Below are 11,770 nucleotides of genomic sequence, written 5' to 3'. Positions count from 1 at the left end.
ACCCTATTGCAAACAGTTCTTAAATCGTATACGATTATCTTTGTGTCATGAAAAAGAAGTCCATGCTTCGCGATACGGTAAAATCCCATTTGTTGGAAAAAATCCAGCATGGACAACTGCACATTGGACAAACTTTGAACCTGGCGGCTTTGTCAAGGGCTTTGGGCATCAGTGTCACCCCAATTCGTGAAGCGTTAAGTCAGCTGGAGCAAGCCCGCATCATCAAAGCGGTGCCCAACCGCGGGTTCATCGTACCTGCGCTTAGTATGCAAGAAGCCGAACATCTCTATAAGACCATCGCCGAGTTGGAAGTCATGGCATTGGAAGCTTCGACCTTCGATGCCCGGTCGATCGCTGGTTTGAAATCGGAACAACGGGTGTTGCTGCAGACCCACACGGCAGTTGCGCGATTGGAGTCACGGATCCGATTCCACCATTTGTTGGTCGCTCGATGCCCGAATAGTATTTTGACCCAGCTGTTGCGGGATCTGGAGGCCCGTGTGTTGTTTTACGAGCAGGTGTTCGTGCAAAACGGGGCGTTTTATGAGCATATCGACAATCAAAACGAAGCGATCATTCAGGCGATTGAAGAAGACAACCTGCCGACGGCGGCCCTCATCTTAAAAATGAACTGGATGAGCGTTTTTGAATACATCCAGAAGCAAATGTTGCGGGAAAAAGAATTAACCTATGAAGAATTACGCCCTGATATGGAACAATGATTCGCTCGCCATTACGTTTCTTAACTATGAATTACCTGAATCCTGAAATCGAAAGACGGGTCAAATCCCGAAAAAAATCCTTGATACGCCCAACCGTTTCCTGTGGGATTTTCCAAGAAACCGATTCCACACCATCCTTTTCCAATACAGACACCGCCCAAGTTTCCGATTCCGAAAGCCGGGATTGATATTCCCTATGTACCGTAATGCGCGTAGAGTTGCCGATACGAATCCATCGTATCGATATCCGTAGCATTTCCAAAAGGCGGCAATGATGCCGTATAGGCCGACTGTGATCGGATGAAACGTCGCGCACCCATTGCCCCATCCAACGCAGCAAGTCCATCGAACATTTTCGGTCCGAAAATAGCGGGCACACCGGGCTTGCTGCCGTAGCTGGTTGCGACGATTTGTCGGTCGCCGGAAAAAAAGCGGGTTCTCAAGCGTCCATAATGTTCGGTTTCCAACAAGGGCTGATCGACCAACATGATCAATACGGCCGTTGGTGTCGTGTGCGAAATGATATGGCGCATTCCGATAGCGATGGAGTGCCCCATCCCCTTTTCCCAATCCTCATTATCGATCGGAGTAACGTTTGACAGGTCGGTCCGTGATTTGATGATTTCACGTTGGGCACCAAGAACGACATAGACCTCGGGACTTTGTAACAAAGCGGTTCGTATGGCGTGATCCAATAAATTTCCGTTTTTCCAAGGCAATAGCTGTTTGGCTTGCCCCAATCGGGTCGAGGCACCAGCTGCCAATAGCAAAACGGCCAATCCCCTATCAGGCATGGATCCTCCCTTCCTTATCCTTCAATGGGCTTCCATCACGATTTCGAGTCGTACCCAAGATTTCGGCTAAGATGGACAAAGCGATTTCTTGCGGTGTATCGGCACCGATATCCAATCCGGCCGGTCCGTTGACCGACTCCAAGAATTCAAGGGATAAATCCGGGTCATGTTCCAGGGCTTCATGAAAAAGCTTTTCCCGTCTTCGTGCCGGCCCCAGAATCCCGAAGTAGGCGAATCGGTGGCTTTTCAACTGCAACAAAAACTTTAAGTCTTTTACATAACTATGTGTCATTAAGATAATTGCGGTATGAACATCACCTTGAACGGTCAAGGTCTCCGCTTCTGCGTATGCCATGGCTTTTGCCCCCGGAAAATCCTTTAATTCCTTTTCTTCGTTCGGCGGTGCGACTACAATGACCTCCCATCCCATTAGCGCCGCCATGGCGCATAGTTGTACCGCATCGTGTTCAGCCCCGACAATAAGCAGTCTAAAAGGGGCATCCAATCGTTGTTCTAAAACCGTTGGTCCGACATAAGGCTGGTCAACAGGTCGGAGTGGCAAAGTGACTTCATCGACATGAAGTTGTGATCCAAAACCTTGGTTTTCTTCAATCCTAGGTTCAAAATGACTTTGTATACCGATTGGTTTTCTGGTATCGATGCGCTGCCAAAACGCTTCGACCACTTCGCTTGAAGGTTCAAACGGTTCAATGAGTATGAAGAGAACGCCTTCACACCCGAGGCGGTAGCGGCCGTCATAAGTCATCACCTTCGGGATCCCCTTTTCGAAAACCGACTGGGCTTGTCTTTTGACCTCCTTTTCAACACAGCCACCGGATACGGCCCCGACCATATCCCCATTTTCGATAATGAGCATCCGAACACCTGGTTGGCGGTATGAAGAACCTTCGAGGGCCACCACCGAAGCCAAAACGGTTTTGTGTTTTTTTTCGTTAGCCGCTGAAAAGGCCTTGAAGATTTTTTTTAGTTCATGTGTTTTCATAGTATGCGTCGCGTTGGCGTGAATTCTAGGATCGTACCGGCGCTAACCTTCGTTTTAGGGGTTATGCGGACAAAACCGTTGGCTTCAGCCAAACTCGTGAGATCTCCCGAACCATTGCCATGGATCAAGGTGGCCGTTAGCTTTCCTGATTCGTTGGTCGCCTTTGCATGGATAAAACGCGTCAATTCCAATGGGTTGTCAAACCCTTCTTTTAAAGATACGGTAAAATGCTCCTCCTCGCGTTCCAAACTTTGCAAGTACCATGGGCGGAAATAGCGGTGGAAATTTACGAAGGTGGATGATGGATTTCCTGGAAAACCGAAAACGACCGCTCCGGAATCCGGATGCTTTCCGAACCAAAATGGTTTGCCCGGACGTTGTTTTACTTTATGGAAGTGCTTCACGACCCCCAAATTCTCGAGTACTTCTGGTAGATGATCGTATTTTCCTTTGGAAACCCCACCACTGATAAGAATGGCCTCATTCTCGGCCAGGGCGCGGGCCAAGGCTTCTTGGATGGCGCTTTTGTCGTCTTTGACATGGCAAATTTCAGAAGCGACACCCCATTTCAACAGCGCGGCCCGCATGGTATGCGCATTCGAACGACGAATTTGATGCGGTTCCGGGTTTTGCTCGATGGAAACCAGCTCATCTCCAGTTGAAAACAAACAAATCCTCGGATTGCGATGGACTTTAACGGTGGATGCCCCAACCGACGCCAGTACCCCAATTTCAGCAGCTGTTAGCAACTTCCCTTCCCGAATCAGTACGGTTCCTTTCGCTGCATCACTTCCTTGTTGATGGATGTTTTGACCGTCTTCAACGGTTTCAAGCAGTCGTGCTTCCCCGTTCGACAGTGTGATATGTTCATACATGACGACCGTATCCGCATTTTTCGGTAAGATCGCCCCCGTCATCACCTCCAAACAGGAAGTGTCGTTTTCCAAGCGCTGTTGCGGACTTCCGGCGGCAGCGATTCCTGTAACTTTCCAGTGCTTATTGGATGGATTGTGTCGAATGGCGATGCCATCCCTTGTCACTCGATCAAAAGGAGGAAAGTCCCGATCGGCAAGGATGTTTTCAGCCAAAACGCGTCCGTGGGCCTTTTCCAAGGGTACTTCGACCGTGCCAAAACCTTGAGCCGTTTGCATGACTTTGCTAAAAGCTTCTTCGAATTCGATCATTGCATAAAACTAAATTGTAATCCATTTTTGAGTAGTATCCTGATTCCGACGATCAAGACCAAGACCGCGGTCAGCAAGCGCAATCGTTTTGGGGATGCTTTTACCAAGGTATAGCGCACTCCTAATTGTCCGCCGATTAATACGGCCAGCACCAATCCGATAATTTCAGGCCAAGGAAGGGATAAGGTCCCACCCAACCAAAGTCCACTGAGACCCGAAACCGAGTTTACTAAAATAAAGAAACTCGCCAAGGAGGCTATAACTATCGGGCGATCCCATTTCATGAAATGTAGTATCGGCGCTAAGAATATCCCACCCCCGATGCCGACCATGCCCGATAACAAACCGACCACTGCCCCCATAATAAAGGCCATGCCTTTAGGATAGGATTTTGGCCGATCATTCCACGGTCTCGAATAGGTTTGGATCGTCAAAAACACTGCGGCCAAAAGCAGCACAAGTCCCAAAACGATGAAAAACGTTCGTTCTTGCAGCGGTATGAGAGCCCCGATAAAGGCCAAAGGGATGCTGGTGACAATAAACGGCAAGAACCGTTTCCATTGCAAATACCCTTTTCGATAATACAGCAGGCAATTACCGGTTACCACGACGAGATTGCAAATTAGGGCGGTGCTCCGTATCATGAAAAACCCGGTAAGTACCAATGCCAGTATGGCCAGGTAACTAGAACCCCCACCAAAACCGGCCGAGGCGTACAGAAATGCGATGAGGAAGAATATCGATACGAGGCCCCAAAACCCCTCTATGACTACCGACATCGATTTCCGATTTGATCCATACCCCCTTCGATGTTGACGAGCTTATGTTCAGGAATCCATTGTGACAAAGCACGTTGCGCCGCCCTACTCCGCTGTCCGGATTTACAGATAAGATAAATTGGTTCGTTGATTTGGGCCACACGACTCCAAGGTTCCAATTCGGATAAGGGAATATTGAGTGCCTGCGGCAAATGGTCGTCATCGAATTCGTGCGGTTCCCGTACATCGATCAGCAGGTGTGCGCCCACACCTTCTAAATACCCTTCACTTGAAATGGAGTCCAAAAAAGTACATGGAAGTCCATCATAGTGCTGTTCAAGGGCCGTAATCTTGGGTAGGGATCCGTTTTTCTCAAAGCGTATTTTGCGACTCTCCTGGTGTAAACCGTCGTAGATAAGCAGTTCACCGCTCAAGACTTGACCGAGTCCTGTCAAGACCTTTACAGCTTCCAAGGCCTGTAAGCTTCCTATGATACCCGGCACCACTCCCAAGACACCGTTTTCATCACAATTCGGTATCTCCTCTAGCTGTGGGGGGGTCGGAAAAAGGCAACGATAGGTAGGTCCATTGTGATGGTTGAAAACACTCACCTGTCCTTCAAATGCGTGCAAGGCCCCATATACAAAAGGCTTGTTCAAAATCACACAAGCATCGTTGATCAAATAGCGCGTCGCGAAATTATCACTGGCATCGATGACCAAGTCGTAGGGTTCGATGATGGCCATGGCATTTGATCGGTCCAAAAAAGCGTCATGGGGTATGAGTTGGGTCCCTTTGTTCCGGTCTTGTAACTGTTGTATGGCCACATGTAATTTGGATTTCCCTACATCCGCCTCACCATACAACACCTGCCGTTGTAAGTTGTGTAAGGCAATGGTATCGGCGTCCATAAGTCCTAAAGTACCTACTCCCATAGCATTCAAATACAACGCAGCCGGAATCCCCAAACCGCCCATACCCACGATCAAGATCTTGCTTTGTTGCAAGCGGGCTTGGCTGTCCGGGCCGAACCCCTTGAGTCGGATCTGCCTACTGTAGCGATCTTCACTCATGAAAGTAGGGATTTGGCCAAAGCATAATCTTTTGGCGTGTTGGCATTGTACAGTATCTTGTCACTATCAGGATACACCAAATAGGCGTTTTCTTGTATCAGGAAGCTGCGAGGCCCCAAATTCGACCCACTAGCCAATTGGACCATGGCTTTTCGGAGGGTACTGGGCTCCCAAATGGAAATCAAAGGTTCGGGCAAACCGGATGCTTTACTTGCGTAAGCCGTAGCTGAGCTAGCTCTTTTTCGATGGGCGATTAGTTTATCCAATGCATCCTTGTCTAGGAATGGAAGATCGCAGGCCATCACCAGCCAGGCGACTTCAGGATGTGCTAAATGCGCGCTCAAAATTCCGTTGAACGGGCCTTTGTATCGGTTCGTATCGATGATCAATGGGGCGCTTTCATCAAATTCATGCCGTTGTTCTTCACGAACGCTATACCAAACCTTAGCGGTGAATTCACTGGCAAGATGGAAAAGGATTTGACGCTGGGGCTTGCCATGGTACCTAATCCGCCCTTTATCGGTGCCCATTCGGGAGCTCCGGCCGCCGGCCAGGATCAAACTAAATAATTCAGCTGTGTGTCCCATAGTAGTCCCGCTTATCCCCCAATCGATGTCATGCTGCTATCGAAGACCGATTCCGCATGCTGGCTTTGCGCCTCGAAGCCGGTTTTCGCCCTGGTACCGATGACGTCCAATATGGCAGCTTCGAAGGCATTGTCGCCGCTGTTTTCCCGAAGCAGTTCACGTACATTGGTTTTGGGTTTCCCATATAGGCAACTGATTACATCTCCGGTGGCTGTGATGCGCAGGCGATTACAGCTACCACAAAACGTACGGCTAAAGGAAGGAATGATGCCAAAACTGCCCATATGTCCGGAGATGCGATAATTTACTGATGTCGAGGTTTTCGGAGCGGGGAGCTTTTGGATATCCGGATAATGTTCTTGGATATACGCAAAAATGCGTTTATGGTCCCAATGGATTTTCCCAAAGGATTTAGACCCTCCGTTAAAGGGCATTTCTTCCAGGAATCTGACCGCAACATGCTGCGCTTTAAAAGTTTCGATCAGGGGTATGATTTCCTGCTCGTTCTGACCTTCCAAAACAATGCAATTGATCCGGACGTTAAAATTCCTGGCGATGAGTCGGTTCACATTGCCAACGACGGTTTCATAGGTGTCTCGGCGTGTAATCTTTTTGAATGTATCCCTATGTATCGCATCCAAACTAACATTAATGTTTCGAATGCCCAGCTTTTCCAATTCATCGATATGGGGTCCGATCAAGGTGGCGTTGGTCGTTACCGAAATATCCTGAAGGCCATCAAGTGTAGCTAGAAACCGAAGCAATTCCATAATATCCTTGCGCACAAAGGGTTCACCTCCGGTCAATCGGATCTTATCGATTCCGAGACCGACCATGACCTTGGCGACACGCTTCAATTCAGCGGTGGTCAAAAGGGTGTCCTTTTTGGCGAAATCAATACCTTCAGCCGGCATGCAATAATTGCAACGGAGGTTACAGCGATCGGTCACCGCCAAGCGCAGATAATTGATTTCCCTTCCGTGATTATCGATCAACATCCCACTAATTTAAAACCGATATTCAACAATTCCATTGTTTTCATCAAAAACATCAGGATAGTTTTCCCGCAGGTTGCCCATCATGAATTCCAAAGGTACATCTTCGAAAGCGCCATAATCTTCCAGGTACTCCATGAATTGTCTTCCTTCTTGATTGAATTCCTGGAACATCGAATCGTTCTTTCCATCAAATTCCAATGGGGCCACTTGGCATCGCTCGCAAAGGGCTTTGTTAAAGGCGGGGGTGGCTTTGACCCATTTGCCTTCCAGGTGGACATCGACCATGCCATGTGGCGTTAAGACGTTCGAACCGAAACGCTCTGTCAGTCGGTCTACGGCGATGTGATTGGTCACCTTGGCAAGACGCAGTCTAGCAGGAATGCCCAGCCCCCGTAAGCAAGCCGTCAGGAGTATCGCTTTGTCGACACAATGTCCTTCCGACTTTCCTGAAATGACGCTGGCCCGATAGTTTTCGGTATTCATACTGATTTGGTAAGGATTGTAACGCCAGCCATCCCTAATGGCCAGATAGATGGCCTTCGCACGATCAACCGGCTTTTCAATCATAAGGAAAGGTGCGGTCAAGGCCTTAATTGTCGTTGCGTTGTAGTCGAGATAATAACTCTCTTGTAAATAGCGCTCCATAATTCAGCCTCCGCTTACCGGTGGGATCAAGGCGATTTCATCATAGCTGTTGATGGTGGTGCCATCATCCGCATAGGAATTATTGACCGCAATGGCCAAAGAAGAAAGCGCTTCCAACCCGGGGTATGAGTTATACAAATGTCGGCGTAGTTCCCCGACGTTCTTAGGGACGCCCCTGCCGTTGAAACCGGCAGTAGGTATAGAAAGTGAGGGGCTACCAATGATATCTTTGGTAACCCCGAACAACAATACATTCATAAATGATCTATCCAATAATTTCCTGTTTTTTCGGACGCAGCAATTCAGGCGTCTTGCTAAACGGTTGATTGTACAGGCGGTTTCCGGTTGCGGCTTTGTAGGCATTCGCAATCGCCCCTCCTGCAGGGGGTAAAGTCGGTTCACCAAGGCCGGTCGGTGCGATTTCATTTTGGATGAAGTGTGTTTCGACCGTCGGTGCCTCTTTCATTCTAATCAACCGATACCGGTCGAAATTTTGGGCAAGGGGTTTTCCATTGGCAAATCCAAAATCCCCATACATGGCGTGTCCGATACCATCGACTACCCCACCTTCAATCTGGTTCAGGGCGCCCAGTGGGTTTACAACGATACCACAATCGACCACGCAGGTCACTTTTTTAACAACAGGGGCCCCGTTTTCGATGACCACATCAGCGACTTCGGCCACATGGGTATTATGGCAATAGTAGTTGACAAAACCTTGGTACACATTACTTGGTGAATTGCCCCAACCTGATTTTTCGACTGCAGTCTCAATGACTTTGATCATGCGCTCGGGCGAGTATTGGATGCGGTCATCGGCAGCGGCGTCTACTTGTTTCAACAAGTCGATCCGCATCTGGATCTTGTCCATATCCATCATCTCGGCCAATTCGTCAAAGAAGCTCTGTTCAGCGCAAGCTAGAAAATTCGTATACGGTGCCCGCCATGCGCCTGTGGTAATGGCACTATTGTGGCTGGCCACATCGACTTTGTAGTTGGCCACAGCACCTGCCGGAAAGAAATTAGGGATCAAGCCGTACATGTTCGAATTGACCGCTGCCTCCTTAAGGTGGTAGCCTGTGAGCTTCCCATCCTTGACGGATGCTTTGATGCGGTATTTCAATGCCATACGATAGATACCGTCATTCATATCATCTTCACGGGTATAGACTACCTTGACAGGTTTGCGGATGCTATTGGCTATTTCGGCGGCTTCCAAAACGAAATCCCCGTATAAGCGTCGTCCGAATCCACCACCCATCCGGGTCATTTCAAGTTCGATTTCCTCCGGGGCACGGTCTAGCATGGCCGAGACGGCTCCAGCTTTCCAAGCCGGGGTTTGTATGGGTCCAACCAAATGGACCTTTTCATCGGTGATATCCGCATAGAAATTCATGGGCTCCATACAGTTGTGTGGTAGGAAGGGCGCTTCGTAGGTTCTTTCAAGAACCTCATCGGCCTCAGCAAAGGCTTTGTCAACATCCCCGTCTTCCCGCATGGTGTTGAATTCGGAACCATCCAAAAGGGCATGTAAGGAAGCATCTAGGTCTTCGGTGCTTTCCATTTGTTCCGCATCTTCCCAAACCGCTTCGATGGCTTCCTTGGCCTTGAAGGCCTGCCAAGTCGATTCTGCGATGACCACCACCTTGTCACTTGAAGAAAGGATTCCGGCCATGTTGGGCTGGGCTTCGATCAGTTTACGGGCTTTTTCGCCAATGGTAAGCACATCGAGTACTCCAGACATGGTCTTCGCCTTTTCCGCATCGAAAGACACCAATTTTTGCCCGAATGCGGGTGGGCGGACTACAGCGGCATAAACCATGCCTTCGGATTTATAATCCAATCCGTATAAGGGTTTGCCGGTAATGATCTCATCGATATCCACGTTCTGTGCATCTTTTCCGATGATCTTATAGTCTTTAGGTGCTTTCAGGGCGACCTCTTCGGGCACTTCCAATAAGGCAGCTTCAGACACCACTTCACCATACCCCAAGGTCTCCCCTTTTGGACTGGTGATGACTCCTTCGCTCACACTGCATTCGGAAGCATCGACCCCCCAGCGGGCAGCAGCGGCATTGACCAACATCTGTTTGGCCGTAGCACCGGTCTGTCGTAAGGCATCCCAACCATGACGGAGCGATTGACTCCCTCCCGCGACCTGACGATCAAAGTTTTGGGTATCCAGTTTCCCTTGAACGACATGCACGTTTTTCCAAGCTACGTCCAATTCCTCGGCAATGATCATCGGCATGGAGGTCTTGACCCCTTGTCCGATTTCGGGATTAGGGGAAAATATCGTGACCACCCCGTTTTCCGCAATTTTTATGAACGCGTTGAAGTCCTTGTATTCCAAGAGGGAAAGGTCGACCGGGGGTTCCAGTTTTACTTTGGGTTTACACGCCTGGAAGAGATTGAAACCGATGAGCATTCCGCCACCGGCCAAACCCGTAGTGCGCATGAAGGCTCTCCTGCTAAAAGTATTTTTTGTTGTTTCCATTGTCATTGTATTGGTGGGTTAGCCCATGTTCTCTGCAGCCTTTTCAACAGCGCGGTAGATTCGGTTGTACGAGGCGCAGCGACAGATATTGCCATGCATGGCGTTTTTGATATCCGTTTCGCTGGGGTTCGGATTGCTTTCCAAAAAAGCGGAAGCGGTCATGATCTGACCCGCTTGACAGTACCCACATTGCGGTACGTCGATTTCCTTCCACGCTTGTTGTACGGGGTGCTCACCGAATTCGGAAAGTCCTTCGATTGTGGTGATCGACTTGCCATCAACCTGTTCCAAAGTCAAGGAACAGCTTCGCATGGCCGTGCCGTCAACATGTACGGTGCAGGCACCACATTGCCCGATACCGCAGCCGTATTTCGTTCCGACGAGATCGAGATGATCTCGCAATACCCACAATAATGGGGTGTCAGCAGTGACATCAACGGTTTTCGAATTTCCGTTGACCTGTAGTTGATACGTTGGCATAGTTTTTTGATTACTGTTGTCTTGCTTGAAGGTACCAAAAATTAAAGGAGCTTGGCTTTTTTTAACCCGAAATAAAAGTGTTTTAACAAAGCTTTAAATATTTAATGTCCTCCCCTAGTGATCTCATCCCGTATTTCACGCCAGGTGACTAATTGGATCTGCTGCTCCTGGAGCAACTCCCGGCAGCGTTCGCTAGTGAAAAAGTCAAAATCGGCTTGGCGCCAGGCCGCGCCCCAATTCGGATGATCGATCGTGACGGCCTGCATCTCAGCGTCATCGTAGGCCGTATGGATCAAGATGCAATTCAAGCCGGGCCCAAGGTTGGTTAGCACTTGTTCGTAATAGGAGGCCATTCCCTGAGCATAATCCTCGGGAGAAGCCGAATACACCGAATCGACCAGAACGTCTTGGGCATCGAGTAGTGTTCGGACACTGGGGTCTTGTAGCCCTGCGATGGCTTCTACGAGCAATACGGGTAATTGGTGTGCTTTGCCCACTTCGATATAGGCCTTTAGGAATTCAGGAGTTGCCATAACGGCTCCCATATGGGCATCCAAGTGGGTCACATCGATTCCGGCATCCAAGGCCAAACGAACCTGGGCCTCGAGTTCTTTTTTGAGCACCATCACTTCGGCATTCGTAACGACGTCAGCTACGTTATCCGGAAAATGTCCGTTTGCATCGGTGAGGCTTTGGGTGTTTTCATGCTGTAACACAGGTCCCCATTTGTATTGCTTCCATTCACTGGTTAGGGTGAGATGAACTCCGATATCGTGTGTGGTGTGGGTCTTGGCGTATGCGGCGATTTCAAGGAACCATGGGCAAGGGACCATAACACTTCCTGAATTGACACTCCCCTGCTCCAAGGCCTTAAGGCTGGCCCTATTTTCAGAATGGGCCACGCCCAGATCATCGGCATGGATGATCAACAGTTTGGTGTCCTTCGGATATCCCAGGCGTTCGGCAATGCTCGATTGCTGGGTGTGTAGGGCTTGGACAGCTAAGGTCATAAGCAAGAATGTTAAAAGT

14 protein-coding genes are annotated in these 11,770 nt (G+C 49.2%); 2 read left to right on the top strand and 12 right to left on the bottom strand.

Annotated elements, in window-relative coordinates; translation table 11 throughout:
- The first annotated feature begins 47 nt into the window (after positions 1-47).
- Both ABV409_RS08485 and ABV409_RS08480 read left to right on the top strand, forming a co-directional pair.
- Positions 48-722, top strand: coding sequence for a GntR family transcriptional regulator (locus tag ABV409_RS08485; protein ID WP_353877150.1), 675 nt, complete (start codon positions 48-50; stop codon positions 720-722).
- A gap of 26 nt (positions 723-748) precedes the next feature.
- The gene (locus ABV409_RS08480; RefSeq protein WP_353877149.1) at positions 749-910 is read left to right on the top strand and encodes a hypothetical protein; all 162 of its coding nucleotides are present in this window, start codon (positions 749-751) and stop codon (positions 908-910) included.
- A gap of 6 nt (positions 911-916) precedes the next feature.
- Here the strand turns inward: ABV409_RS08480 and ABV409_RS08475 are convergent, their stop codons facing one another.
- Genes ABV409_RS08475 through ABV409_RS08420 form a run of 12 tightly spaced genes read right to left on the bottom strand, consistent with a single transcriptional unit; the run spans position 917 to position 11,751 of the window.
- Positions 917-1,516: a nucleotidyltransferase family protein gene (locus ABV409_RS08475; RefSeq protein ID WP_353877148.1), complete on the bottom strand. Its 600-nt coding sequence runs from the start codon at positions 1,514-1,516 to the stop codon at positions 917-919.
- Entirely contained in the window at positions 1,509-2,519 is a 1,011-nt protein-coding gene (locus ABV409_RS08470; RefSeq protein WP_353877147.1) for an XdhC family protein, read from the bottom strand. The genes ABV409_RS08475 and ABV409_RS08470 overlap by 8 nt, the downstream gene beginning before the upstream one ends.
- Positions 2,516-3,703, bottom strand: coding sequence for a molybdopterin molybdotransferase MoeA (locus ABV409_RS08465; RefSeq protein ID WP_353877146.1), 1,188 nt, complete (start codon positions 3,701-3,703; stop codon positions 2,516-2,518). The genes ABV409_RS08470 and ABV409_RS08465 overlap by 4 nt, the downstream gene beginning before the upstream one ends.
- Entirely contained in the window at positions 3,700-4,482 is a 783-nt protein-coding gene (locus ABV409_RS08460) for a sulfite exporter TauE/SafE family protein (protein WP_353877145.1), read from the bottom strand. The genes ABV409_RS08465 and ABV409_RS08460 overlap by 4 nt, the downstream gene beginning before the upstream one ends.
- Positions 4,473-5,534: a ThiF family adenylyltransferase gene (locus ABV409_RS08455; RefSeq protein ID WP_353877144.1), complete on the bottom strand. Its 1,062-nt coding sequence runs from the start codon at positions 5,532-5,534 to the stop codon at positions 4,473-4,475. The genes ABV409_RS08460 and ABV409_RS08455 overlap by 10 nt, the downstream gene beginning before the upstream one ends.
- A complete protein-coding gene (locus ABV409_RS08450; protein ID WP_353877143.1) occupies positions 5,531-6,121 on the bottom strand; it encodes an NTP transferase domain-containing protein in 591 nt (196 codons plus the stop codon). The genes ABV409_RS08455 and ABV409_RS08450 overlap by 4 nt, the downstream gene beginning before the upstream one ends.
- An 11-nt stretch (positions 6,122-6,132) precedes the next feature.
- Positions 6,133-7,119 carry a GTP 3',8-cyclase MoaA gene (gene moaA / locus ABV409_RS08445; RefSeq protein ID WP_353877142.1) on the bottom strand — a complete coding sequence of 329 codons (987 nt, stop codon included), beginning with the start codon at positions 7,117-7,119 and terminating at the stop codon, positions 6,133-6,135.
- A gap of 9 nt (positions 7,120-7,128) precedes the next feature.
- Entirely contained in the window at positions 7,129-7,764 is a 636-nt protein-coding gene (locus tag ABV409_RS08440) for a transglutaminase-like domain-containing protein (protein ID WP_353877141.1), read from the bottom strand.
- A gap of 3 nt (positions 7,765-7,767) precedes the next feature.
- A complete protein-coding gene (locus ABV409_RS08435; RefSeq protein WP_353877140.1) occupies positions 7,768-8,037 on the bottom strand; it encodes a MoaD/ThiS family protein in 270 nt (89 codons plus the stop codon).
- Positions 8,030-10,261 carry a xanthine dehydrogenase family protein molybdopterin-binding subunit gene (locus ABV409_RS08430; protein ID WP_353877139.1) on the bottom strand — a complete coding sequence of 744 codons (2,232 nt, stop codon included), beginning with the start codon at positions 10,259-10,261 and terminating at the stop codon, positions 8,030-8,032. Before ABV409_RS08430 ends, ABV409_RS08435 begins: the two co-directional genes overlap by 8 nt.
- Positions 10,262-10,279: 18 nt before the next feature.
- Positions 10,280-10,783 (bottom strand): (2Fe-2S)-binding protein, encoded by a 504-nt coding sequence (locus tag ABV409_RS08425; RefSeq protein ID WP_353878158.1) that lies wholly within the window; start codon positions 10,781-10,783, stop codon positions 10,280-10,282.
- Between the two features lie 59 nt (positions 10,784-10,842).
- Positions 10,843-11,751, bottom strand: coding sequence for a polysaccharide deacetylase family protein (locus ABV409_RS08420; RefSeq protein WP_353877138.1), 909 nt, complete (start codon positions 11,749-11,751; stop codon positions 10,843-10,845).
- Positions 11,752-11,770 lie beyond the last annotated feature (19 nt).

This window comes from Flagellimonas algarum (genome assembly GCF_040513375.1).
In the GTDB taxonomy this organism is placed as follows: domain Bacteria; phylum Bacteroidota; class Bacteroidia; order Flavobacteriales; family Flavobacteriaceae; genus Flagellimonas_B; species Flagellimonas_B algarum.
The sequence above is the reverse complement of the archived record's forward strand: the minus strand, read 5'-3'. Positions and strand labels throughout refer to the sequence as shown.